Below are 24615 nucleotides of genomic sequence, written 5' to 3'. Positions count from 1 at the left end.
CGTGCCCGCCACCCCCGCCCGTCTCGTCGTCCTCGTCTCCGGCTCGGGGACGAACCTCCAGGCACTGCTCGACGCGGCCGCCGACCCGGCGTACGGCGCCCGGGTCGTCGCCGTGGGCGCCGACCGCGACGGGGTCGAGGGCCTGCGCCGGGCCGACCGTGCCGGGGTGCCGACCTTCGTGGAGCGGCTCGGCGACCATGCGGACCGGCCGGCCTGGGACGCCGCCCTGGCCCACGCCGTCGCCGCCCACCGCCCCGACTGGGTGGTGCTCGCGGGGTTCATGAAGCTGGTCGGGCACGAGTTCCTGGACCGCTTCGGCGGCCGGGTGGTCAACACCCACCCGGCGCTCAGCCCCAGCTTCCCCGGCATGCACGGGGCGGCCGACGCGCTCGCGTACGGCGTGAAGCTGACCGGCGCCACGCTCTTCGTGGTCGACGCCGGGGTCGACACCGGCGTGATCGTCGCCCAGACCGCCGTGCCCGTGCTCGAGACCGACGACACCGACGCCCTGCACGAGCGGATCAAGACCGCCGAACGGGCCATGCTGGTGGACGCCGTGGGCCGGATCGCGCGGGAGGGCCTGGTCGTCGAGGGCCGCCGGGCGCGGTTCGGTCCCGCCGCGCCGGTGCACTAATCTCGTGCCCACACGACTGGCGCAGGTGGGCAACCACCAGGGAGTGAAGAACGCGGTGCATCGAACGCCTGGGTGCACCGACGACACCACCGCACCACCCCGCGAGGAGTGAACCGTGAGCACCGCAGCCAGCACGTCCCCCCACCAGGTCCCCGTCCGTCGGGCCCTGGTCTCCGTCTACGACAAGTCCGGGCTCGAGCAGCTCGTGCGCGGCCTGGCCGACGCCGGCGTCGAGCTCGTCTCCACCGGCGGCTCGGCGAAGCTGATCGCCGGCCTCGGCCTGCCCGTCACCAAGGTGGAGGACCTCACCGGCTTCCCCGAGTGCCTCGACGGGCGCGTGAAGACGCTCCACCCGCGCGTCCACGCCGGCATCCTGGCCGACCGCCGCCTCGACGACCACGTCGCCCAGCTCGCCGAGCTGGGGGTGGAGCCGTTCGACCTCGTGGTCGTCAACCTCTACCCGTTCACCGCCACGGTCGCCTCCGGCGCGACGCCCGACGAGTGCGTCGAGCAGATCGACATCGGCGGACCGTCGATGGTGCGCGCGGCGGCCAAGAACCACCCGTCGGTGGCCGTGCTGACCTCGCCCGCGGCGTACGACGACGCCCTCGCCGCCGTCGCGGCCGGTGGCTTCACCCTGGCCCAGCGCAAGCGTCTCGCCGCCCAGGCGTTCGCCCACACCGCGGCGTACGACGTCGCCGTCGCCGAGTGGTTCGCGGGCGACTACACCGCCGAGACCGACGACGAGGCCGCCGTCGGCTGGCCCGCCTTCAGCGGCGCCACCTTCACGCGCCAGGCCGTGCTGCGCTACGGCGAGAACCCGCACCAGTCCGCGGCGCTGTACGTCGACGGCACCGGCGGGCTCGCGCAGGCCGAGCAGCTGCACGGCAAGGAGATGTCCTACAACAACTACGTCGACACCGACGCGGCCCGCCGCGCGGCGTTCGACCACGAGGCCCCCGCCGTCGCGATCATCAAGCACGCGAACCCCTGCGGCATCGCCGTCGGCGCGGACGTGGCCGAGGCGCACCGCCGGGCGCACGAGTGCGACCCGGTCTCGGCCTTCGGCGGCGTCATCGCCACCAACCGCCCGGTGAGCGTGGCCATGGCCGAGCAGGTCGCGGAGGTGTTCACCGAGGTGATCGTCGCGCCCGACTACGAGCCCGGCGCCGTCGAGGTCCTCGCCCGCAAGAAGAACATCCGCATCCTGCGCTGCGCCGCCGACGAGGTGCGTCCCGCGCTCGAGGTGCGCGCCGTCTCGGGCGGCCAGCTCGTGCAGCAGGCCGACCGCCTGCACGCCGAGGGCGACGACCCGACCACGTGGACGCTCGCGACGGGCGAGGCCGCGTCGGCCGAGGTGCTCGCCGACCTCGCCTTCGCCTGGCGCTCCGTGCGGGCCGTGAAGTCGAACGCGATCCTGCTGGCGAAGGACGGCGCGTCCGTCGGCGTCGGCATGGGCCAGGTCAACCGCGTCGACTCGTGCAAGCTCGCCGTCGAGCGCGCGGGGGAGCGCTCCCGTGGCGCCGTGGCGGCGTCCGACGCGTTCTTCCCGTTCGAGGACGGGCCGCAGATCCTCATCGACGCCGGCGTGGCCGCCATCGTGCAGCCCGGCGGCTCGGTGCGCGACGAGCTGACCGTCGCCGCGGCGAAGGCGGCCGGCGTGACGATGTACTTCACCGGCACCCGCCACTTCGCCCACTGATCCGACCGACGCGACGAGGAGACGACATGACCGCGAACAAGCTCGACGGCAGCGCCACCGCGAAGGCGATCAAGGGCGAGGTGACCGCCCGGGTCGAGGCCCTGGCGGCCCGGGGCGTGACGCCCGGTCTCGGCACGGTGCTCGTCGGCGACGACCCGGGCAGCCGCTGGTACGTCAACGGCAAGCACAAGGACTGCGCCGAGGTCGGCATCGCCTCGATCCGCGTGGACCTCCCGGCCACCGCCAGCCAGGACGAGATCGAGGCCGCCGTGCGCGGCCTCAACGACGACCCGGCCTGCACCGGCTACATCGTGCAGCTGCCGCTGCCGAAGGGCATCGACGAGAACCGGGTGCTGGGCCTCATCGACCCCGCCAAGGACGCCGACGGCCTGCACCCCACCAACCTGGGCTGGCTCGTGCTGGGCAAGGAGGCCCCGCTGCCGTGCACGCCGTACGGGATCGTCGAGCTGCTGCGCCGCCACGACGTGCCGATCGCGGGCGCGGAGGTCGTCGTCGTCGGTCGCGGCGTGACGGTCGGCCGCCCGATGGGCCTGCTGCTGACGCGGCGCAGCGAGAACGCCACCGTCACGCTGTGCCACACCGGCACGCGCGACCTGGCGGCGCACGTGCGCGGCGCCGACATCGTGGTGGCCGCCGCCGGTGTGCCCGGCATCATCACGGCCGACATGGTCAAGCCCGGTGCCGCCGTGCTCGACGTGGGCGTCTCGCGCGTCGACGGCAAGATCGCGGGCGACGTGGCGGACGACGTCTGGGAGGTCGCGGACTGGGTCTCGCCGAACCCCGGGGGAGTCGGGCCCATGACCCGCGCGATGCTGCTCGCCAACGTCGTCACGCTCGCCGAGAACGGCGCCTGACGACCGTGGTGGTCCCCGGTTCGCGCGCCGACGACCAGGGTGCGGGGAGCCCGCGTCGTCGCTGGCTGCCCGCCCACCTCGGCGGCTACGCCTACCTCGCGGTGCTCGCGGCCGGGGCCGTCGGCCTGTGGATCGTCACGACCGGCGACTGGCGCGTCGGCGTGCGGTGGATGGCCGCCGGGCTGCTGGGCGGCGCCGCCGTGCGGCTGGTGCTGGCCGAGCGGCAGGCGGGCATGCTCGGTGTCCGCAACCGGTACGTCGACGCGGGCGCCCTCGCCGCGGTCGGCGTGGCCCTCCTCCTGCTCGCCTCCGGCATCCCGGAGCAGCCGGGCATGTGAGCCCGGCCGCCCCGGGGTCCGGGACGGCGGTGGTGCGTCAGATCAGGCCGAGCTCCGTGACCGCGGTGCGCTCGTCGGCGAGCTCGGCGGTCGAGGCGTCGATGCGGGCGCGCGAGAACTCGTCGATCTCGAGGCCCTGCACGATGCTCCAGTCGCCGCCCGAGGTGGTGACGGGGAACGACGAGATGAGGCCCTCGGGCACGCCGTACGACCCGTCGGAGCGCACCGCCATCGAGACCCAGTCGTCCGCGGCGGAGCCGTAGAGCCAGTCGCGGGCGGCGTCGACGGTGGCCGACGCGGCGGAGGCGGCCGACGACGAGCCGCGGGCGTCGATGATCGCCGCGCCCCGCTTCGCGACGGTCGGGATGAAGAAGCTCTCCACCCACTCCTGGTCGCCCACGACCTCGGCGGCGTTGCGGCCGCCGACCTCGGCGTGGAAGAGGTCGGGGTACTGCGTCGCGGAGTGGTTGCCCCAGATCGTCATCTTCTTGATGTCGGTGACCGGCGCCCCCGTCTTCGTCGCGAGCTGCGAGAGGGCGCGGTTGTGGTCGAGGCGGGTGAGCGCCGAGAACCGCTCCTGCGGGATGTCGGGGGCGTTCGTCATCGCGATGAGGGCGTTGGTGTTGGCGGGGTTGCCCGTCACGCCGATGCGCACGTCGTCGGCCGCCGCGTTGTTGAGCGCGCGGCCCTGCGCGGTGAAGATCGCGCCGTTGGCCGAGAGCAGGTCGCCGCGCTCCATGCCCGGGCCGCGGGGGCGGGCGCCCACCAGGAGGGCGAGGTTCACGCCGTCGAAGATCTTCTCGGCGTCGTCGCCGATCTCGACGCCGGCGAGGCCGGGGAAGGCGCAGTCGTCGAGCTCCATGACGACCCCCTCGAGGGCCTTGAGCGCCGGCGTGATCTCGAGCAGCCGCAGCTCGATCGGCTGACCGCCCGTCAGCGCTCCGCTGGCGAGGCGGAACAGCAGGCTGTAGCCGATCTGGCCGGCGGCTCCGGTGACGGCGACCTTGAGGGGAGACGTGCTCACGGGGACACTCCTTGGGACGAGGTGGGTCGTGACGACGGTGTCGGTGCTCCGGCGGCTGCGGCCGCCGGCCGGTCACCGGTAACCGTGACGTGCGTTACCAGCTTCCGGCTCCTGCGACGCTAGCAGCGCCGCACCTCGACGGCGAGCGTCGTACCTGCCCTGGCATGCTCTGGTCATGGCGAAGGGACGGCGGGCGGCAGTCGCGGCGGCGGGCGTCGTGCTCGTCCTCCTCGGTGCGACGGCCTGCGGGTCCGAGCCCACGCCCGCCCCGCCGTCCGGCGTCGACGAGCTGGTGGTGCCGACCCCCTCGCCCGACCCGGCCGACTTCGGCAGCGACGTCGACAACGCGTGGTGGCCTCTGCCCGCCGACGCCACCTGGACCTACCGCGACGACCAGGGGCGCGAGCTGGTCCGCACGGTGCTGCCGGAGCCGCGGCAGGTGGGCGGCATCCAGGCGACCGGCGTCACCGTCGCTCCGGTGGCCTCCACCTGGCCCGCCGGTACGGCACCCGCGCCGGTCACCGCGTGGTACGGCCAGGACCGCCGCCGCAACGTGTGGCTGGTCGGCGCCACCCGGGCCGACGGCACGGTCTGGGAGGCGGGCACCGACGACGTGCCCGCCGGGCTCGTGGTGACGGGCCGTCCCCGCGTGGGGGACGGGTACGTCCGCGTCGAGGTGCCGGACGTCGCCTCCCAGCGGGTGCGCGTGCTCGAGGTCGGGGCGGAGGCGACCGTCGACGGCGTGGCCGACGAGGTGGTGACCCTCGAGGTCACCACCGCGGGCACGCCCGACCGCGTCGAGGAGCAGGAGCTCGCCCGCGGCACCGGCCTGGTGCGCTGGACCGACGGTCGCACCGAGTGGACCTACGTCGCCCCCTGAGGCCGTTGTGGGCCCGCGGTGCACCTGCGAGGCTGTCGTCACCGGCGTCCGGCGCGCTCGACGCGTCAGGTATCTTGACGTCGAGACAATTGTGACGCCCCAGACCTCGAGAGTTCAGGAGTCGACCGCCCTCATGGCCAAGATCATCTACACCCACACCGACGAGGCGCCGCTGCTCGCGACGTACTCCTTCCTGCCCATCATCGAGGCCTACGCCTCGACCGCCGGAGTGGACGTGGAGACGCGCGACATCTCGCTCGCGGGCCGCATCATCGCCCAGTTCCCGGAGCGGCTGACCGCCGAGCAGCGCATCGACGACGCGCTCGCCGAGCTCGGTGAGCTCGCCACGCAGCCCGAGGCCAACATCATCAAGCTGCCCAACATCTCCGCCTCCATCCCGCAGCTCAAGGCCGCGGTGAAGGAGCTCCAGGAGCAGGGCTACGACCTGCCGGCCTACCCCGAGAACCCGCAGACCGACGAGGACAAGGAGGTCCGGGCCAAGTACGACAAGGTCAAGGGCTCCGCGGTCAACCCGGTCCTGCGCGAGGGCAACTCCGACCGCCGCGCGCCGGCGTCGGTGAAGAACTACGCCAAGGCGCACCCGCACCGCATGGGTGCGTGGACCGCCGACTCGAAGACGAACGTCGCCACGATGGGCCAGGGTGATTTCTTCTCGAACGAGACGTCGGTCGTCCTGCCCGCCGACGACACGCTGACCATCACCCACGTCGGCACCGACGGCACCGAGACGGTCCTCAAGTCCGGCATCCCGGTGCTCGCGGGCGAGGTCGTCGACGGCACGTTCATGGACGTCGCCGCGCTGCGCCGCTTCCTCGTGGAGCAGGTCGCCCGCGCCAAGGCCGACGACGTGCTCTTCTCGGCCCACCTGAAGGCCACGATGATGAAGGTCTCGGACCCGATCATCTTCGGCCACGTGGTGCAGGCCTTCTTCCCGACGCTCTTCGAGCAGTACGGCGAGCAGCTCGCCGCCGCGGGCATCTCGCCCAACGACGGCCTCGGCGCCCTGCTGGGCGCCGTCGAGCAGCTCCCCGACGGCGAGGCCATCAAGGCCGCCGTGCAGCAGGGCCTGGCCGACGGCCCGAAGCTCGCGATGGTCGACTCCGACAAGGGGATCACCAACCTGCACGTGCCGAGCGACGTCATCATCGACGCCTCGATGCCCGCGATGATCCGCACGTCGGGCCACATGTGGGGCCCGGACGGCGAGGAGGCCGACACCCTGGCCGTCATCCCGGACTCGTCCTACGCCGGCGTCTACCAGACCGTGCTCGACGACTGCCGCGCGAACGGCGCCTTCGACCCGTCGACGATGGGCTCCGTGCCCAACGTGGGCCTCATGGCGAAGGCGGCGGAGGAGTACGGCTCCCACGACAAGACGTTCGAGGTGCCGTCGGCGGGCACGGTCCAGGTGACCAACGCCGCCGGTGACGTGCTGCTCAGCCACGACGTGCAGCCGGGCGACATCTGGCGCGCCTGCCAGACGAAGGACGCCCCCATCCGCGACTGGGTGAAGCTCGCCGTCACCCGCGCCCGCGCCACCGGCGTCCCGGCCGTGTTCTGGCTCGACGAGAACCGCGCCCACGACGCCAACCTCATCGCGAAGGTGAAGGAGTACCTCCCGGAGCATGACACCGAGGGCCTCACCATCGAGATCATGGCGCCGGCGGAGGCCACGGCGTACTCGCTCGAGCGCATCCGTAAGGGCGAGGACACGATCTCCGTCACCGGCAACGTGCTGCGCGACTACAACACCGACCTCTTCCCGATCCTCGAGCTCGGCACGAGCGCGAAGATGCTGTCGGTGGTGCCCCTGATGAACGGCGGCGGCCTCTTCGAGACCGGAGCCGGTGGCTCCGCCCCGAAGCACGTGCAGCAGCTCGTCAGGGAGAACTACCTGCGCTGGGACAGCCTGGGCGAGTTCTTCGCCCTGGCGGCGAGCTTCGAGCACCTGGCGACCACGACGGGCAACGCGAGGGCGCAGATCCTCGCCGACACCCTCGACCGCGCCACGGGCACGTTCCTCAACGAGGACAAGTCGCCCACGCGTCGTGTCGGCGGCATCGACAACCGCGGCTCGCACTTCTACCTGGCGCTCTACTGGGCCCAGGAGCTCGCGCAGCAGACGCAGGACGCCGAGCTGGCGGCCGCGTTCGCGCAGGTGGCGGAGACGCTGGCGGGCAACGAGCAGAAGATCGTCGACGAGCTCAACGCCGTGCAGGGCTCGCCGGCCGACATCGGCGGCTACTTCCGTCCGGACCCGGTCAAGGCCGACGCCGTCATGCGGCCCTCGGGCACGCTGAACGACGCGCTGACCGTGCTCTCGGACGCGATCTGAGCGGTCTGACGTCGCTGCGTCCCCGAGGCGCCGGCACCGACGGCCCCCTCGACCCCACCGGGTCGAGGGGGCCGTCGTCATTTTCGTGCTCACCGGGGTCGGGTCGGATGATGGAACGCGTGAGACGACTGCGTGCCACCACCCACACCGCCCTGGCGCTGAGCGGCGCCCTGCTCGTGCTGACGGGCTGCTCCGAGGTCGAGGAGCGCGTCAGCCAGGCCGCGTCCGACGCCGGCTGCCAGATCGCCCAGGAGGCCGTCGACGGCGTCGCCACGCAGGCGCGTCGCGCGGCCGACGAGATCGGGGCCGACCCCGCCGCCGCCGAGCGGGAGCTGACCGCCCTGCGCGACGGCCTCGCGGCCGCCGAGGGGTCGCTGTCCGACGAGACCCGGCAGCACGTCGCCGACGCCCGCGCCGCTCTCGACACCCTCGTCGCGCAGGCCCGGGCCGGCGCCGAGGGTGCCGTCGACCAGGAGGCCGTCGCGGAGGCCGAGACCGCCCTCGACACCGCGGTGGAGGACCTCACCCAGGTCTGCTGACGGGTCGCCCGCCCGCCCGCGTGACCCACCTCATCCACCCATCCGGAACATCCCGTGCCGACGACGTCTTGAAGCCAGGAGTGACCAGCCCCGTGAGCACCGCCGAGACCGCCGCCGCCGACCACCAGCCGGGTGGGCCGTCGGGCGAGGTCACGACGCCGCTGCCGACGGGCCTGCGTCCCGACGGCCGTGGAGTCGTCCTGGCGATCGTCGCCCTCGCGCTGGGCGGGTTCGCGATCGGCACGACCGAGTTCGTGACGATGGGCCTCCTGCCCGACATCGCCGACGGCATCGGCGCCTCGATCCCGGCGACCGGCCACATCATCACCGCGTACGCCCTGGGCGTCGTCGTCGGTGCGCCGCTGATCGTCGCGCTCGCGGCCAAGCTCCCGCGGCGCGAGCTCGCCGTCGGCCTGGTGCTCGCCCTGGGCCTCGGCAGCGCCCTCACGGCCGTCGCGGACGGCTACACCCAGGTGATGATCGCCCGCTTCGTCGCCGGTCTGCCCCACGGGGCCTACTTCGGCGTCGCCTCGCTCATCGCCGCGTCGCTGGTGCGCCCGGACCAGCAGGGCCGCGCGATCGGCGGCGTCATGCTCGGCCTGTCGGTCGGCACCGTCGGCGGCGTGCCCGCGAGCACGTGGCTCGGGCAGTCGATGGGCTGGCGCAGCGCCTACTGGTTCGTGCTCGGCGTGACGGTCGTGACCGCGGTGCTGGTCATGCTCGCGGTGCCCCACACGCCCGGCGACAAGACGGCGACCGTACGGCGCGAGCTCTCCGCCCTGCGCAAGCCCGCCGTGCTCTACGCCTTCGCCACCGGCATGATCGGGTTCGGCGGCATCTTCGCGATGTACAGCTACGTCGCGCCCCTGGTGACGGAGGAGACGGGCCTCGCGAAGGCGACCGTGCCGCTCTTCCTGTTCTCGTTCGGCCTCGGCTCCGTCATCGGCGCCTGGATCGCGGGCCGGCTGGCCGACTGGAACATCGAGCGTTCGGTGCTCGGCGGGTTCGTGACCAGCGTGGTCGTGCTGACCCTGGTGGTGCCCCTGGCCGGCGTGGCCGCGGCGGTCGTCGTGCTCGTCTTCCTCATGGGCATGCTCGGCTCGGTGCTCGCCATCAACCTGCAGATCCGGTTGATGAACGCGGCCGGCGACGCCCAGATGCTCGGCGCGGCCCTCAACCACTCGGCGCTCAACATCGCCAACGGCCTCGGCGCCCTGCTGGGCGGCGTCGTCATCGACGCGGGACTCGGCTACCGCGCGCCCAGCCTCGTCGGCGCCGGCCTCGCCCTCGCCGGCCTCGTGCTGTTCGTCGTCTCGATCCGGGCGGAGCGCCGTACGTCGTCGTCCCGCCCCGAGACCGGTGCCCGCTCCTCCGTCACCGGGTGACAGAATCCCCGGCATGTCGGCGGCTCAGGGAACCCAGGAGACGGGCGTGACGGCGAGTGCGGCGGGCGGTACGGCGGCGAAGCCGCGGGTGCTCTCGGGCATCCAGCCCACGGCGGACTCGTTCCACTTCGGCAACTACCTCGGTGCGCTGCGCCAGTGGGTGAGCCTGCAGGAGGACCACCAGCCGTTCTACATGGTGGTCGACCTGCACGCGATCACGGTCGAGCACGACGCGAAGCTGCTGCGGGAACGCACCTACCGCTCCGCGGCCCAGCTGGTGGCCATGGGCGTCGACCCCGAGCGGTCCGCCCTCTTCGTGCAGTCCCACGTGCCGGCCCACGCCCAGCTGGCGTGGGTGCTCAACAGCATCACCGCGTTCGGCGAGGCCCGGCGCATGACGCAGTTCAAGGACAAGTCCGCCAAGGGCGGCGAGGGCGCGGCGAGCGTCGGCCTCTTCACCTACCCGATCCTGCAGGCGGCCGACATCCTGCTCTACCGCCCGGCGTACGTGCCGGTGGGGGAGGACCAGCGCCAGCACCTGGAGCTGACCCGCGACCTGGCCCACCGGTTCAACACCCGCTACAAGAAGACGTTCCGCCTGCCGGAGCCCTACATCCTGCGCGAGACGGCGAAGATCTACGACCTGCAGAACCCGACGGCGAAGATGAGCAAGTCGGCCTCCTCGCCGGCGGGCATCATCGACCTGCTCGACGACCCCAAGGTGAGCGCGAAGAAGATCCGCTCGGCGGTCACCGACTCCGAGGCCGTCGTCGCGTTCGACCCGGAGAACAAGCCGGGCGTCTCGAACCTGCTGGCGATCTTCGCCGCGCTCACCGGGCGCGGCCCCGACGAGATCGCCGCGGACTACCAGGGCCGGGGGTACGGCGACCTCAAGGGCGACCTGGCCGACGTCGTCGTCGAGTTCGTGACCCCGCTGCGCGAGCGCACGCTCGCCCTGCTGGAGGACCGTCCCGCCCTCGACGAGATCCTGGCCTCGGGCGCGGAGCGCGCCCGCGAGGTCGCCGACCGCACGCTCGCCGACGTCTACGAGCGCGTCGGCTTCGTCGCGCCTCTCCGTTAGGGTCGAGCCCGTGCCCACGATCGGTGTCGCCCTCGCCATCCCGGAGCCCTGGGGCACGCAGCTCCAGGACTACCGGCGCGCGCTCGGCGACGCCACGGCCGACCTCATCCCCACGCACGTCACGCTGGTCCCGCCGACGGAGGTGGTCGCCGACGGCCTCACCGCCGTGCGGGAGCACCTCGAGCGGGTGGCGACCAAGCACGCGGGCTTCCGGCTGCACCTGCGGGGCACGGGCACGTTCCGGCCGGTGTCGCCCGTGGTCTTCGTGACCGTGGCCGAGGGCATCGGCGAGACCGAGCAGCTCGCCGAGCACCTGCGCGAGGGACCCCTCGACCAGGCGCTCGACTTCCCGTACCACCCGCACGTCACCGTCGCCCACCACCTGGACGAGGCGGCGATGGAGCGGGCCTTCGAGGAGCTGGCGAGCTTCGAGGCGGTCTTCGACGTGACGATGTTCCACCTCTACGTGCACGACGCCGCCGACGGCTGGCGCCGTACGGACGACTTCGCGCTCCAGGCGACGGAAGGCTGACGTGGCGAGTCTCGTGGAGCGCCTCAAGGTCGGGCTCGAGGAGCAGCGCACGGCGCGGCCCTGGCTCGACCACACGGTCCGGATGGTGCAGCACTACGGCGCCGTGAAGGGCAACACCCAGGCGGGCGCGGTGACCTACTTCGGGTTCCTCTCGTTCTTCCCGCTGCTGGCCCTCGCGTTCTTCGTGGTCGGCTGGGTCGCGCGCCTCTACCCGCAGGCCGAGGGCGACCTCGTCAGCGCCATCACGAGCGTCTTCCCGGGCATGATCGGCGACGACGAGGGCCAGATCGCGCTCTCCGACTTCGAGGACGCCGCCGCGGCGGCGGGGCTCATCGGCCTCGTCGGTGTGCTCTACTCCGGCCTGGGCTGGCTCTCCGGCCTCCGCGAGTCCCTCCAGGTCGTGTTCGAGGAGGGCCAGGACGAGCAGCCCAACTTCGTGAAGGGCAAGCTGCGCGACCTCACCGCCCTCGTCTGCATCGGTGGCGTCCTCCTGTTCAGCGTCGCCGTCTCCAGCGGTCTCAACGGCTTCTCCGGCGAGGTCCTGGACCTCGTAGGGCTCGGCGACGAGCTGGCGTGGGTGCTGCGCATCCTCACCGTCCTCGTCGGCATCGCTGCCAGCTCGCTGCTCTTCGCCGCGATCTTCCGGCTGCTCGCCCGGCCCGAGATCCCGCGGGTCGACCTCTGGAAGGGCGCCCTGCTCGGCGCCGTCGGCTTCGAGCTGCTGAAGCAGGTCGCCGGGCTCCTGCTCGGCTCGACGCGCGGGCAGCCGGCCTTCCAGGCCTTCGGGATCGCGCTGATCCTCGTGGTCTGGATCAACTACTTCTCGCGCGTCATCATGTACGCCGCCGCGTGGGCCCACACGTCGACGTCCGCCCGCCTGATCCGCGAGGGCGCGGCCGCGCGCGAGGAGGCCCGGCTCGCCGGCCTGCGGGTCGACCTCGACAAGCCGGGGGAGGTCGACCTGACCACCAACCAGGTCGCCGCCCGGTCGTTCGCCTTCGGTTCGGCCACCGTCCTGGCCCTGCTGGCGCTGCTGCGCAGCGCCCGGAAGTGAGGAGAGCCCCGTGAGGTTCGAGCGCAAGCACGCCGTCCTGCTGCTGGGTGTCGCCGTCTGGAACGTCGTCACCTTCGGCAACTTCGCGAAGAACCTGCTGGAGACCTACCAGGCGGGGGAGGAGCGGCCCACCGGCTACTGGGTGGCCCACGTCCTGCTGATCGTCGGCAACTTCGCGATCGCCGCCGTCCTGGCCCGGCTCGGCCTCAAGGCCTTCCGGGCCACGCGGGCCGACCGCCCCGTCGCCGCCTGACCCGGCCCGGCTCTCCCGGCCCCGGAACGACGAAACGGCCCGGCTCCCTCGCGGGAGCCGGGCCGTTCGTGGTGCACGCCCCGAGGGGACTGCGAGAGATCAGACCTTGCGGACGTTCTCGGCCTGCGGGCCCTTGGGGCCCTGGGTGACCTCGAACTCGACGCGCTGGTCGTCGGCGAGGGACTTGAAGCCCGTGCCGGAGATCGCCGTGTGGTGAACGAAGACGTCAGCGCCGCCACCGTCCTGCGCGATGAAGCCGAAGCCCTTGTCGTCGTTGAACCACTTCACGGTGCCCTGAGTCATGTGTTTCTCCTTCGATCGTGCTGGGCGGTGACCAACATGGTCGCCACCGGCTGAAGACATCTGCGTGCTACCTGATGTCCAGCGAACCGAAGACCAAGAAACCAAATGAATCGGAACCCCAACGGGTTCCGAGAGGAAACGGCATCCTCCCCAACTCGTTCGACACTACCAGGGTTCGGGCGGGCCGCACACCACCGGGACGACGAACGGCCCGGCTCCCTCGCGGGGAGCCGGGCCGTGACCGTCTCGTGACCGGTCGGTGACCGGCGCGTGACCTGGTGGGCGGGGTCAGCGACCCTTGACCATGGCGGTGCGCAGGTCCTTGTTGAGCTGGCTGATGACGTCGAGCGGGATCTCCTTCGGGCACGCCGAGGCGCACTCGCCGATGTTGGTGCACCCGCCGAAGCCGTCGTGGTCGTGCTGGCTCACCATGCCGATGACCCGGTCCCAGCGCTCCGGCTGGCCCTGGGGCAGCTCGCCCAGGTGGGTGATCTTCGCACCCAGGAAGAGCGAGGCCGAGCCGTTGGGGCACGCCGCGACGCAGGCGCCGCAGCCGATGCAGGTGGCGACGTCGAAGGCGCGGTCGGCCTTCTTCTTCTCCACCGGCGCCGCGTGGGCGTCGGGCGCCGACCCGGTGTTGGCGGAGATGTAGCCGCCGGACTGGATCATGCGGTCGAGCGCCGAGCGGTCGACGCAGAGGTCCTTGAGCACGGGGAACGCGTCGGCGCGCCACGGCTCGATGGTGATCTCGTCGCCGTCCTTGAACGAGCGCATGTGCAGCTGGCACGTGGTGGTGACCTCGGGCCCGTGCGCCTGGCCGTTGATCATCAGGCCGCACATGCCGCAGATGCCCTCGCGACAGTCGGAGTCGAAGGCGATCGGCTCCTCGTCGGAGGCGTTCAGCTGCTCGTTGAGCACGTCGAGCATCTCGAGGAAGCTCATGTCCTCGGAGACGCCGTCGAGCTGGTAGGTGTGCATCGCACCGGTGGCGTCGGTGGTGGCCTGGCGCCAGATCTTCAGGGTGAGCTTCACTTGTAACTCCGCTGCTTCATCTCGATGGCGGTGTAGATGAGGTCTTCCTTGTGCAGGACCGGCTGTCCGCCGTCCAGGCTGTCGCCGCCCCACTCCCAGGCCGCGACGTAGGCGAACTCGTCGTCGTGACGCAGTGCCTCGCCGTCCTCGGTCTGGGACTCGGCGCGGAAGTGGCCGCCGCAGGACTCGCGACGGTTCAGCGCGTCGATGCACATGAGCTCGCCCAGCTCGATGAAGTCGACCACGCGGCCGGCCTTCTCGAGGCTCTGGTTGAGGCTGTCGGCCGTGCCGAGCACCTTGAGGTTGCTCCAGAAGTCGGCCTTGAGCTCACGGATGAGGTCGATGGCCTTGCGCAGGCCGTCCTCCGACCGCTCCATCCCGCAGTACTCCCACATGATGTGGCCGAGCTCCTTGTGGTAGCTGTCGGCCGAGCGGGTGCCGTTGATGGAGAGGAACCGCGTGATGCGCTCCTCGACCGACGTCCGGGCCTCGACCACGGCGGGGTGGTCCTCGGAGACCTTCTCGAACGGGCCGTCCGCGAGGTAGTCGCGGATGGTGTTCGGCAGCACGAAGTAGCCGTCGGCCAGGCCCTGCATGAGGGCCGAGGCGCCGAGCCGGTTCGCGCCGTGGTCGGAGAAGTTCGCCTCGCCGGTCACGAAGAGCCCCGGGATGTTGGACTGCAGGTCGTAGTCGACCCACAGGCCGCCCATCACGTAGTGCACGGCGGGGTAGATCCGCATCGGCGACTCGTACGGGTCCTCGCCGGTGATGCGGGCGTACATGTCGAAGAGGTTGCCGTACTTCGTCTCGACGGCCTTCTTGCCCATGCGCGCGATCGCGTCCGCGAAGTCGAGGTAGACCCCGCGGCGGAAGTCGCCCACGAGCGGGCCGACGCCGCGACCCTCGTCGCACATGTTCTTCGCCTGGCGCGACGCGATGTCGCGGGGCACCAGGTTGCCGAAGGACGGGTAGATGCGCTCGAGGTAGTAGTCGCGGTCCTCCTCGGGGATGTCGCGCGGGTCCTTCTCGCAGTCCTCGCGGTTCTTCGGCACCCAGATGCGGCCGTCGTTGCGGAGCGACTCGCTCATCAGCGTCAGCTTGGACTGGTGCTCGCCGGAGACCGGGATGCAGGTCGGGTGGATCTGCGTGTAGCAGGGGTTGGCCATGTAGGCGCCCTTGCGGTGCGCGCGCCACGCGGCGGTCACGTTGGAGCCCATGGCGTTCGTCGAGAGGAAGAAGACGTTGCCGTAGCCACCGGTCGCCAGCACGACGACGTCGGCGAGGTGGGTCTCGATCTCGCCCGTCACCATGTTGCGCGCGATGATGCCGCGGGCGCGGTCGTCGACCACGATCACCTCGAGCATCTCGTGGCGGGTGAACTCCTGGACCGTGCCGGCCCCGACCTGGCGCTCCATGGCCTGGTAGGCGCCGAGCAGCAGCTGCTGGCCCGTCTGGCCGCGCGCGTAGAAGGTGCGGGAGACCTGCACGCCACCGAACGAGCGGTTGTCGAGCAGTCCGCCGTACTCACGGGCGAAGGGCACGCCCTGGGCGACGCACTGGTCGATGATGTTGGCGCTGACCTCGGCCAGGCGGTAGACGTTCGACTCGCGGGAGCGGTAGTCGCCGCCCTTCACGGTGTCGTAGAAGAGGCGGAACGTGGAGTCGCCGTCCTCCTTGTAGTTCTTGGCCGCGTTGATGCCGCCCTGGGCGGCGATCGAGTGGGCGCGACGCGGCGAGTCCTGGTAGCAGAAGGACTTCACGTTGTAGCCGGCCTCGCCCATCGTCGCGGCGGCGGCGCCGCCGGCCAGGCCGGTGCCGACGATGATCACGTCGAGCTTGCGGCGGTTGGCGGGGTTGACGAGGCGGTTCTCGAACTTGCGGTTGGTCCAGCGGTCCTTGATCGGGCCGACCGGCGCCTTCGCGTCGATGATGTTCTCGCCGCGCGTGTAGTAGCCGTGCGCGTCGTCGGACAGCTGGTTCGAGGCCTGGTTGAGGGCCTGGGTGCCGTCGTGCATTGCCATCGGTGTGGAGTCCTTACTCGATGATGCCGAACATCACGGACAGGGGCACGAGCGAGAAGCCGCCGGCGATCACGATGGCCAGCAGCCAGCCCGCCTGCTTCGCGCGCTGGCGCGAGGTGGCGGTGTTCGTGTAGCCGAGGGTCTGCGTCGCGCTCCACGTGCCGTGGTGCAGGTGGAAGCCGAGGGCGAGCATCGCGACGAGGTAGATGACCGTCATCCACCACACGTCGAACGTGTCGACCATGAGGGTGTACGGGTCACCTGCCGCGGCGCCGGTCTCACCGGTCTGCGGGTTCACCTTGCCGAACGAGAAGTTCACGAGGTGCCAGATGATGAACAGCAGCAGGGCCGCGCCGCCCCAGCGCATGGTGCGCGAGGAGAGGGCCGAGTGCTTGTTCTTCTTGTACTGGTACTTCGTCGTCCGGGCCCGGGAGGCGCGGCGCGCGAGGATCACGGCGGAGGTGACATGGGCGACGAGCGCGACCAGGAGGCCGACGCGCGTGATCCACAGGAATCCCTCGTAGGGGAGGATCGGCTCGCCGAACTCGCGCAGGTGGTGCGCGTAGTCGTTGAACTTCTCCTGTCCGGAGAAGGCCTTGAGGTTGCCGTACATGTGCACCAGCGTGAACGCGATGAAGAGGAGGCCGCTGACGGCCATCACCAGCTTCAGGGCAATGGTCGAGCGTGTCGACCGGCTGGGAGAGACGAGGGTCGGGGTTGCCACGAGCCGGACGTTACTCCTGCGGTGTCACTGCCTGTAACAAAGGTGGGCCTCACCGAATGTGACAAATGCCCGGTTACCGACCGGTACGGATCCAGGCAGGCCTCATCGCGTTCTCAGGGTGAGGTAAGGCTGTCCTCAGTCTAAGGGTGGTCAGACGGCGGTGGCCAGGGCCGGGGCCGGGCGGCTGCCGGTGACGGCGGCGTAGTGCTCGTCGACCAGCTCGTCGACGGCGTCGCGCCACGAGCGTCCGGCCGCCGCGACCCGTCCGTGGGCGCCCAGCAGGCCCCGGTGGCGGTCGCGGGCGACCGCGGTGACGGCGCGCCCCAGCTCGCCGGGCCGCGCGGGGTCGAACAGCAGGCCCGACTCGAGGTGCGCGACCACGTCGCGGGCTCCTCCCGTGCGGGCGGCGACGACCGGTACGCCGGACGCGGCGGCCTCGCGCAGCGCGTGGGCGCAGGTGAGGTGCTCGCCCGGGTGCACGAGCACGTCGAGGGAGGCCATCGCGGTCGTGAGGTCACCGGCGGCGAGCGGCCCGGCGAGCTTGGCGCCGCCGACGCGGTGGGCGAGCCAGTCGTGCTGGGAGCCCTGGCCGACCACGACGAGCCGGACGCCGGGGACCTGTGCGACCTCGGGCAGGCGTCGTACGCCGTGCTCCTTCTCCAGGGCGCCGACGTAGCCGACCACCACCTGCGGCCCGCCGCGCGCGCGGCTGCGGGCCCACTTGTCGTGCAGCCAGGTGTCGCGCAGGGCGGGGGAAAAGGCGGCGGTGTCCACGCCCGGGGTCCACAGCTCGGTGGCGACGCCGAGCTCGTCCAGGCGGGCGCCCATCCACCGGGCGGTGACGAGCACCCGGTCGGCGCGGTCGGCGACCTTCGACTGCCACAGCGCGGCGCTCAGCTCGTTGACCGGGGTCTGCTGCACGACGAGCGTCGGCACGTCGAGCCGCCGGGCGTGCTTGAGGGCCTTGCGCCCGATCGTCGGTCCGAACGCGACCGAGGAGGTGACGTGCACGAGGTCGGGCGCGAACCCGGCGAGGGCGGCGTGCACCTGGCGGCCGGGCTTGTCGAGCGGGCGGATCCGCACGATCTCCACGCCGCGGTACGACGTGAGGCCGGGCCCGGGGGCGAGCAGCCGGACGGTGTGGCCGCGGTCGACCAGGCGGTCGAGCACGTTGCGGACGGTGGTGGTCGTGCCGTCGGTGGCGGGGTAGAAGGACTCGGAGACCAGCGCGATCCTCATGCGGGCAGCATCGCGTGCCCGGACGTCCTCGCGGTGGCACCCAGGTGGCGGGGGTGTGAACGACCCCGCCACCCGCGCGACCGCTGCCTCAGGCGAGCCGCTCGAGGATGAGCGCCATGCCCTGGCCGCCGCCGACGCACATGGTGATGAGGCCGGTGGTCTTGTCGTGCCAGTCGAGGCTGTTGATCATCGTGTTCTGCAGGCGCGCCCCGGTCATGCCGAACGGGTGGCCGACCGCGATGGCGCCGCCGTTGACGTTGAGGCGGTCGAGGTCGATGCCGAGGTCCTGGTAGGAGGGCACGACCTGCGCGGCGAAGGCCTCGTTGATCTCGACGAGGTCGATGTCGCCGATGCTCATGCCGGCGTACCGCAGCGCGTTGCGGGTGGCCTCGACCGGCCCGAGGCCCATGATCTCGGGGGAGAGCCCGGAGACCCCGGTGGAGACGATGCGGGCCAGTGGCGTCAGGCCGAGCTCGGCGGCCTTCGTGTCGGACATGATGACGACGGCCGCGGCGCCGTCGTTGAGGGCGCAGCAGTTGCCGGCCGTCACCACGCCGTCGGCGCGGAAGACGGGCTTGAGGTCCTTGATGCCGTCGTACGTGACCCCGGCGCGCGGGCCGTCGTCGGCGCCGACCACCGTGCCGTCGGGCGTCGTGACCGGGGTGATCTCGCGGGCCCAGAAGCCGTTGGCGATGGCCTGCTCGGCGAGGTTCTGCGACCGCACGCCGAACTCGTCGAGCTCCTGGCGCGACAGCCCGCGCAGGGTCGCGACGTTCTCGGCGGTCTCGCCCATGGCGATGTAGGCGTCGGGCAGGAGGCCGTCCTCGCGCGGGTCGTGCCACGCGCCGGCGCCGTTGCCGGCCTCGGCGGTGGCCTTCGTGCGCGACTGGGCGTCGTCGAAGAGGTGGTTGACCGTGTGGGGGATGTGGTCGGAGGTGCCCTTGCCGAAGCGCGAGACCGTCTCGACGCCGGCCGAGACGAAGACGTCGCCCTCGCCGGCCTTGATGGCGTGGAACGCCATGCGGGTGGTCTGCACGGACGAGGCGCAGTAGCGGGTGACCGTGGCGCCGGGCACCGAGTCCATCCCGTTGATCACGTTGACGACCCGCGCCATGTTGAAGCCCGACTCGCCGCCGGGCAGCCCGCAGCCGAGGTAGAGGTCGTCGACCGTCGCGGGGTCGAGGGCCGGGATCTTGTCGAGCGCGGTGCGCACGATCGTGGCGGCGAGGTCGTCGGGACGCAGGTCCTTCAGGGAGCCCTTGCCGGCGCGGCCGATCGGGGAACGGGCGACGGAAACGATCACGGCCTCGGGCATCGGTGGCTCCTGGGGTGCGGGTGCGGGCGTACGTCGGGGCCCCGGCGGGGTCGACGGACGCCACCGTGCCACCTCCCCGGTCATCCGGCCAGGGATCGAAAGGGTGGGGCGTTCGTCACACCATGATCATGGATTCCGCGTAGAACCGAGCGATCGGTCGGTTCCGCCGAGACCAATCCGTGACCGGTGGTGGAGACGCGCGTCACTCCCTTCTATGGTTCCGACCATGACCGATCTGGAAGGCGGGCTCGACGAGCCGACCGAGCTGGAGCCCGAGCAGGGGTCGCTCGCCCTCGTCGACGAGGCGGACCGCTACTCGCGCGAGCAGTGGGAGAGCGCCACGGCGGCCGTCCTGCGCAAGAGCCGCCGGCTCACCGAGGACGACGCGGACGCCCTCGTCTGGGAGAAGCTGACGCGCACGAGCCTCGAGGGCGTCGCGATCCCGCCCATCGGCTCGGCCGCCGACCTCGAGGACGTGGCCCCCACCGGCAGCCCGGGCGCCGCGCCGTACACCCGGGGACGCACGGCCGTGCGGCCCGAGATCGGCTGGGACGTCCGTCCGTCGTGGAGCGGTGGTCCCGACGGCAACGCCGGGCTCAACGAGTCGGTGCTCGCCGAGCTCGAGACGGGCGCGACGTCGCTCTGGTTCCGGCTGGGCGGTGCCCTGCCGGGCGACGACCTCGCGGCGGCCCTCGCGGGCGTGCTGCTCGACCTCGCCCCCGTCGTCGTCGAGTCGCCCACCGACCCGGTCGGTGCGGCCGAGGCGCTCGCGGCCGTGCTGCGCGACGCCGGCACCACCCCCGCCGACGGCACCAACCTCGGCGCCGACCCCGTCGGGGCCCGGGTCCGGCTGGGTGCCGACGCCCCGGCCTCCGCGGTCGACGTCGGCGCGGTCGTCGCCGCCGTCGTCCCGCTGGCCCGCGAGGTCGGCACGCTGGGTCTCGTCGTCGACGGCACCGCCCTGCACGACCTCGGGGCCTCCGACGCGCAGGAGCTCGGCTACGTGCTCGCGGTCGGGGCGACCTACCTGCGGGCCCTCGTCGCGACCGGCCTGACGGTCGACGAGGCGCTCGGCCTGCTGGAGTTCCGCCTCGCGGTGACCGACGAGCAGTTCACGTCCATCGCCAAGCTGCGGGCCGCCCGCCGCACCTGGGCCCGGCTCGCCGAGCTCAGCGGGGCCTCGCCCGAGGCCTCGGCGCAGCGTCAGCACGCCGTCACGTCGCAGCCGATGATGAGCAAGTACGACCCCTGGGTGAACATGCTCCGCACCACGGTGGCCGCGTTCGCCGCCGGCGTCGCGGGCGCCGACGCCGTCACCGTGCACCCCTTCGACACGCCGCTGGGCGTGCCGGACGGGCTCGGACGTCGCATCGCCCGCAACACCTCCTCGCTGCTCATCCACGAGTCGCACGTCGCGAAGGTCGCGGACCCCGCCGGCGGCTCGTACGCCGTCGAGCGGCTCACCGACGACCTGGCCCGCGCGGCGTGGGCCGAGCTCGGGCTGCTCGAGGAGGCCGGCGGCGTCGAGGCGGCCCTGGCCGACGGTTCGCTCCGGGCCCGCGTCGACGACGTCGTGGCCCGCCGCGAGAAGGAGATCGCCCGGCGCAAGCGCCCCCTCACCGGGGTCAGCGAGTTCCCGAACCTGGGGGAGACCCTCCCCGAGCGCGCGGCGACCCCGGCCGACTGGACCGGCTCCGACGCGGTCCGCCGGTACGGCGCGTCGTACGAGGCCCTGCGCGACGCGCCCGCGTCCCGCCCCGTCTTCGTCGCGACGCTCGGCCCGATCGCGGCCCACACCGCCCGCGCGACGTTCGTGGGCAACCTGCTCGCGGCCGGCGGGATCGACACGCACGTGGCCGGCGCGACCGACGGCGTCGACGAGCTCGTCGCGGCCTACCGCCCGGTGGCCGGCGAGCAGCCGGTGGTCTGCCTGGCGGGCAACGACAAGGCGTACGACGCCTGGGGCGCCGACGCGGTCGCCGCCCTGCGCGAGGCCGGTGCGACCTGGGTGGTCGTCGCCGGCAAGGCCGGCGACCTCAGGGTCGACGACGCGGTCGCCATGGGCGTGGACGCCCTGGACTTCCTGACGCGGACGAGGGAGAAGCTGGCATGAGCATTCCGGAGAGCTTCGCGGGACTGCCGCTCGTCGGGGACGGCACGCCGCCGCCGACCACAGTGAGCGACGCGGGCGGGCCCTGGGCGGCCCCCGAGGGCATCGGCGTGCTCCCGGCGTACGGGCCCGAGCACCTGGCCGGCCTCGACGGCCTCGACACGTGGCCGGGCCTCGCCCCGTTCCTGCGCGGGCCCTACCCGACGATGTACACGACCCAGCCGTGGACGATCCGGCAGTACGCCGGGTTCTCCACCGCCGAGGAGTCGAACGCCTTCTACCGCCGCAACCTCAAGGCGGGCCAGAAGGGCCTCTCGGTCGCGTTCGATCTCGCGACGCACCGCGGCTACGACTCCGACCACCCGCGCGTGCGCGGCGACGTCGGCATGGCCGGCGTGGCGATCGACTCGATCTACGACACCCGCACCCTCTTCGACGGCATCCCGCTCGACGAGATGAGCGTGTCGATGACGATGAACGGCGCGGTGCTGCCGGTGCTCGCCCTCTACATCGTGGCGGCCGAGGAGCAGGGGGTGAAGCCGGAGCAGCTCGCGGGGACCATCCAGAACGACATCCTCAAGGAGTTCATGGTCCGCAACACCTACATCTACCCGCCGGCGCCGTCGATGCGGATCATCTCCGACATCTTCAGCTACACCTCCGCGAAGATGCCGCGCTTCAACTCGATCTCCATCTCCGGCTACCACATCCAGGAGGCCGGGGCGACGAACGACCTCGAGCTGGCCTACACGCTGGCCGACGGGGTCGAGTACATCCGGGCGGGCCTGGAGACGGGCATGACGATCGACCAGTTCGCGCCGCGGCTGTCGTTCTTCTGGGCCATCGGGATGAACTTCTTCATGGAGGTCGCCAAGATGCGCGCGGCCCGGGCGCTGTGGTCGCGCCTCGTGCGCCAGTTCGACCCGCAGAACCCGAAGTCGCTCTCGCTGCGCACGCACTCGCAGACCTCGGGCTGGTCGCTCACCGCGCAGGACGTCTTCAACAACGTGGGCCGCACGTGCATCGAGGCCATGGCCTCCACCCAGGGGCACACGCAGTCGCTGCACACGAACGCGCTCGACGAGGCGATCGCGCTGCCGACCGACTTCTCGGCCCGCATCGCCCGCAACACCCAGCTGCTGCTGCAGCAGGAGAGCGGCACGACCGGGATCATCGACCCCTGGGCCGGCTCCTACTACGTCGAGCGGCTCACGCACGACCTGGCCGAGCGCGCGTGGGGCCACATCCAGGAGGCCGAGCGCGCGGGCGGTATGGCGAAGGCGATCGAGCAGGGCATCCCGAAGATGCGCATCGAGGAGGCCGCGGCCCGCACGCAGGCGCGCCTCGACGCCGGCACCCAGAAGCTGATCGGCGTCAACACCTACCGGCTCGCCGACGAGGACCCGCTCGAGGTCCTGCGCGTCGACAACGACGACGTCTACAAGCGCCAGCTCGCGAAGCTGGAGCGGCTGCGGGCCGAGCGCGACGACGACGAGGTACGGCGCACGCTCGAGGCCCTGACGAACTCGGCCGACCGCGGGGCCACCAAGGGGTCGCTCGACGGCAACCTCCTCGCCCTCGCGGTCGACGCCGCCCGGGCGAAGGCCACCGTCGGGGAGATCTCGGACGCCCTGGAGAAGGTCTACGGCCGCCACCAGGCGACGATCCGTACGATCTCCGGCGTGTACCGCGAGGAGGCCGGCTCGGCCGGCAAGCTCGGCGAGGTCCTCGAGGCCACCGCCGCGTTCGAGGAGGCCGAGGGCCGTCGCCCCCGCATCCTCGTCGCCAAGATGGGCCAGGACGGCCACGACCGCGGCCAGAAGGTCGTCGTCACGGCCTTCGCCGACATGGGCTTCGACGTCGACGTGGGCCCGCTGTTCTCGACCCCCGAGGAGGTCGCCCAGCAGGCGGTCGACGCCGACGTGCACGTCGTCGGCGTCAGCTCGCTCGCGGCCGGCCACCTCGCCCTGCTCCCGGCGCTGCGCACGGCGCTCGCGGAGCAGGGGCGCGAGGACATCATGATCGTCATCGGCGGCGTCATCCCGCCCGACGACGTGCCGACGCTCCTCGACATGGGTGCCGCGGCCGTGTTCCCGCCCGGCTCGGTCATCGCCGACGCGGGTCTCGACCTGCTCGCGAAGCTCCGGGCCCAGCTCGACGCGTGAGCGCCGCCGTCCCCGACCACCCCGTGCGTCACCTCCCGCGTCGTCCGGGCGGGGCCGCCTGATGGCGCGCCCCGTCGACGTCGCGGCCCTGGTCGACGGCATCGCCGCCGGCCGTCGGGCCGACGTCTCGCGCGCCATCACGCTCGTCGAGTCGTCGCTGCCCGCCCACCGCGACGCCGCCCGCGAGCTGCTGGCGATCCTCACGCCCCGGGCCGGGGGAGCGGTGCGGGTGGGCGTCTCCGGCGTCCCGGGCGTCGGCAAGTCCACCTTCATCGAGTCGCTCGGCACGATGCTCACGGGCCAGGGCCAGCAGGTGGGCGTGCTCGCCGTCGACCCGTCGTCGGTGCGCACCGGCGGCTCCGTGCTGGGCGACAAGACCCGGATGGCGCAGCTGGCGGCCGACCCCGCGGCGTACATCCGGCCCTCGCCCTCGGCCGGCACCCTCGGCGGCGTCGCCCGTGCGACGACGCAGGCGATGATCGTGCTCGAGGCGGCGGGGTACGACGTGGTGCTCGTCGAGACGGTCGGCGTCGGCCAGTCCGAGGTGACGGTGGCGGGGATGGTCGACACCTTCCTGTTCCTCACCCTGGCCCGCACCGGCGACCAGCTGCAGGGCATCAAGAAGGGCATCCTCGAGATCGCCGACGTGATCGCCGTGAACAAGGCCGACGGCGACCGCGAGGTCGAGGCGAAGGGGGCGGCCCGCGAGCTGGCCGGTGCGCTGCGGCTCGTGCACGGCAAGGGGGAGTGGGCGCCGCCGGTGCTCACCTGCGCCGGGCTCACCGGCCACGGGGTCGACGAGGTGTGGGCCCGCGTGCTCGCCCACGGCGAGCACCTCGGCACCGAGGGCCTGGCCCACAAGCGCGCCGTGCAGCAGCACGAGTTCACCTGGGCCCTCGTGCGCGACGAGCTCGACCAGCGCCTGCGACGCTCCCCGGGGGTCGCGCGGGTGCGCGACGAGGTCCGTCGGGCGGTGCTCGCGGGCGACATCGCGGCGCCCGAGGCGGCCGACCGCATCGTCGCCGCCTACGACGAGGGGTGAGCGGTGCAGCG

General features: G+C 72.3%; 22 protein-coding genes and 1 riboswitch. Of the genes, 15 read left to right on the top strand and 7 right to left on the bottom strand.

The genetic code is table 11. From position 1 onward, the window contains the following. Position 1 precedes the first annotated feature (1 nt). From purN to K329_RS31270, 4 genes are all read left to right on the top strand, one after another. On the top strand, positions 2-634 hold the full coding sequence (gene purN / locus K329_RS0112895; protein WP_028473365.1) for a phosphoribosylglycinamide formyltransferase: 633 nt from the start codon (positions 2-4) through the stop codon (positions 632-634). 2 nt (positions 635-636) lie between these two features. Then, positions 637-715, top strand: a riboswitch (ZMP/ZTP riboswitch). Positions 716-749: 34 nt separating this feature from the next. Continuing rightward, positions 750-2336: a bifunctional phosphoribosylaminoimidazolecarboxamide formyltransferase/IMP cyclohydrolase gene (purH, locus tag K329_RS0112890; protein WP_028473364.1), complete on the top strand. Its 1587-nt coding sequence runs from the start codon at positions 750-752 to the stop codon at positions 2334-2336. Positions 2337-2362: 26 nt separating this feature from the next. Beyond that, entirely contained in the window at positions 2363-3211 is an 849-nt protein-coding gene (locus tag K329_RS0112885) for a bifunctional methylenetetrahydrofolate dehydrogenase/methenyltetrahydrofolate cyclohydrolase (protein WP_028473363.1), read from the top strand. A 5-nt stretch (positions 3212-3216) separates the two neighbouring features. Further along, complete coding sequence (locus K329_RS31270) at positions 3217-3549, top strand: DUF3017 domain-containing protein (protein ID WP_169721593.1); 333 nt, start codon at positions 3217-3219, stop codon at positions 3547-3549. 37 nt (positions 3550-3586) lie between these two features. Here the strand turns inward: K329_RS31270 and K329_RS0112875 are convergent, their stop codons facing one another. Further along, a complete protein-coding gene (locus K329_RS0112875; RefSeq protein ID WP_028473362.1) occupies positions 3587-4573 on the bottom strand; it encodes a malate dehydrogenase in 987 nt (328 codons plus the stop codon). A gap of 175 nt (positions 4574-4748) precedes the next feature. Between K329_RS0112875 and K329_RS30915 the strand changes: the two genes are divergently transcribed. From K329_RS30915 to K329_RS0112835, 8 genes are all read left to right on the top strand, one after another. Beyond that, a complete protein-coding gene (locus K329_RS30915) occupies positions 4749-5453 on the top strand; it encodes a hypothetical protein (RefSeq protein ID WP_028473361.1) in 705 nt (234 codons plus the stop codon). A 133-nt stretch (positions 5454-5586) separates the two neighbouring features. After that, positions 5587-7809: an NADP-dependent isocitrate dehydrogenase gene (locus tag K329_RS0112865; protein ID WP_028473360.1), complete on the top strand. Its 2223-nt coding sequence runs from the start codon at positions 5587-5589 to the stop codon at positions 7807-7809. A 119-nt stretch (positions 7810-7928) separates the two neighbouring features. Further along, positions 7929-8348 carry a hypothetical protein gene (locus tag K329_RS0112860; protein WP_028473359.1) on the top strand — a complete coding sequence of 140 codons (420 nt, stop codon included), beginning with the start codon at positions 7929-7931 and terminating at the stop codon, positions 8346-8348. A 92-nt stretch (positions 8349-8440) separates the two neighbouring features. Continuing rightward, on the top strand, positions 8441-9733 hold the full coding sequence (locus K329_RS0112855; protein ID WP_157571714.1) for an MFS transporter: 1293 nt from the start codon (positions 8441-8443) through the stop codon (positions 9731-9733). Positions 9734-9746: 13 nt separating this feature from the next. Next, entirely contained in the window at positions 9747-10814 is a 1068-nt protein-coding gene (gene trpS, locus K329_RS0112850) for a tryptophan--tRNA ligase (RefSeq protein ID WP_084541262.1), read from the top strand. Between the two features lie 10 nt (positions 10815-10824). Further along, positions 10825-11346 carry a 2'-5' RNA ligase family protein gene (locus K329_RS0112845; RefSeq protein ID WP_028473356.1) on the top strand — a complete coding sequence of 174 codons (522 nt, stop codon included), beginning with the start codon at positions 10825-10827 and terminating at the stop codon, positions 11344-11346. A 1-nt stretch (position 11347) separates the two neighbouring features. Then, a complete protein-coding gene (locus tag K329_RS0112840) occupies positions 11348-12400 on the top strand; it encodes a YihY/virulence factor BrkB family protein (protein WP_028473355.1) in 1053 nt (350 codons plus the stop codon). A 10-nt stretch (positions 12401-12410) separates the two neighbouring features. Then, the gene (locus K329_RS0112835; RefSeq protein ID WP_028473354.1) at positions 12411-12653 is read left to right on the top strand and encodes an SCO4848 family membrane protein; all 243 of its coding nucleotides are present in this window, start codon (positions 12411-12413) and stop codon (positions 12651-12653) included. Between the two features lie 99 nt (positions 12654-12752). On the opposite strand, the gene K329_RS0112830 is transcribed toward K329_RS0112835, so the two are convergent. The 6 genes from K329_RS0112830 to K329_RS0112805 all read right to left on the bottom strand — a co-directional run bounded on the left by K329_RS0112830 (position 12753) and on the right by K329_RS0112805 (position 19287). After that, entirely contained in the window at positions 12753-12956 is a 204-nt protein-coding gene (locus tag K329_RS0112830) for a cold-shock protein (RefSeq protein WP_028473353.1), read from the bottom strand. Positions 12957-13244: 288 nt separating this feature from the next. After that, positions 13245-13988, bottom strand: coding sequence for a succinate dehydrogenase/fumarate reductase iron-sulfur subunit (locus K329_RS0112825; RefSeq protein WP_028473352.1), 744 nt, complete (start codon positions 13986-13988; stop codon positions 13245-13247). Beyond that, positions 13985-16003, bottom strand: coding sequence for a fumarate reductase/succinate dehydrogenase flavoprotein subunit (locus K329_RS0112820; RefSeq protein WP_028473351.1), 2019 nt, complete (start codon positions 16001-16003; stop codon positions 13985-13987). Before K329_RS0112820 ends, K329_RS0112825 begins: the two co-directional genes overlap by 4 nt. A gap of 19 nt (positions 16004-16022) precedes the next feature. Next, a complete protein-coding gene (locus K329_RS0112815; protein ID WP_028473350.1) occupies positions 16023-16733 on the bottom strand; it encodes a succinate dehydrogenase cytochrome b subunit in 711 nt (236 codons plus the stop codon). A 150-nt stretch (positions 16734-16883) separates the two neighbouring features. Further along, positions 16884-17972 carry a glycosyltransferase gene (locus K329_RS26640; RefSeq protein ID WP_043643400.1) on the bottom strand — a complete coding sequence of 363 codons (1089 nt, stop codon included), beginning with the start codon at positions 17970-17972 and terminating at the stop codon, positions 16884-16886. An 88-nt stretch (positions 17973-18060) separates the two neighbouring features. Further along, on the bottom strand, positions 18061-19287 hold the full coding sequence (locus K329_RS0112805) for an acetyl-CoA C-acetyltransferase (RefSeq protein WP_028473349.1): 1227 nt from the start codon (positions 19285-19287) through the stop codon (positions 18061-18063). A 226-nt stretch (positions 19288-19513) separates the two neighbouring features. Here K329_RS0112805 and K329_RS0112800 point away from each other — a divergent pair, with 226 nt between their 5' ends. From K329_RS0112800 to meaB, 3 genes are all read left to right on the top strand, one after another. Beyond that, positions 19514-21400: a methylmalonyl-CoA mutase family protein gene (locus tag K329_RS0112800; protein WP_052336834.1), complete on the top strand. Its 1887-nt coding sequence runs from the start codon at positions 19514-19516 to the stop codon at positions 21398-21400. After that, a complete protein-coding gene (gene scpA, locus K329_RS0112795; protein WP_028473347.1) occupies positions 21397-23562 on the top strand; it encodes a methylmalonyl-CoA mutase in 2166 nt (721 codons plus the stop codon). Before K329_RS0112800 ends, scpA begins: the two co-directional genes overlap by 4 nt. Before the next feature lie 61 nt (positions 23563-23623). Further along, the gene (meaB, locus tag K329_RS0112790; RefSeq protein WP_028473346.1) at positions 23624-24604 is read left to right on the top strand and encodes a methylmalonyl Co-A mutase-associated GTPase MeaB; all 981 of its coding nucleotides are present in this window, start codon (positions 23624-23626) and stop codon (positions 24602-24604) included. Positions 24605-24615 lie beyond the last annotated feature (11 nt).

The sequence above is a fragment of the Nocardioides alkalitolerans DSM 16699 genome (assembly GCF_000426525.1).
GTDB lineage: Bacteria > Actinomycetota > Actinomycetes > Propionibacteriales > Nocardioidaceae > Nocardioides > Nocardioides alkalitolerans.
This window is presented reverse-complemented; position numbering and strand designations above follow the sequence as displayed.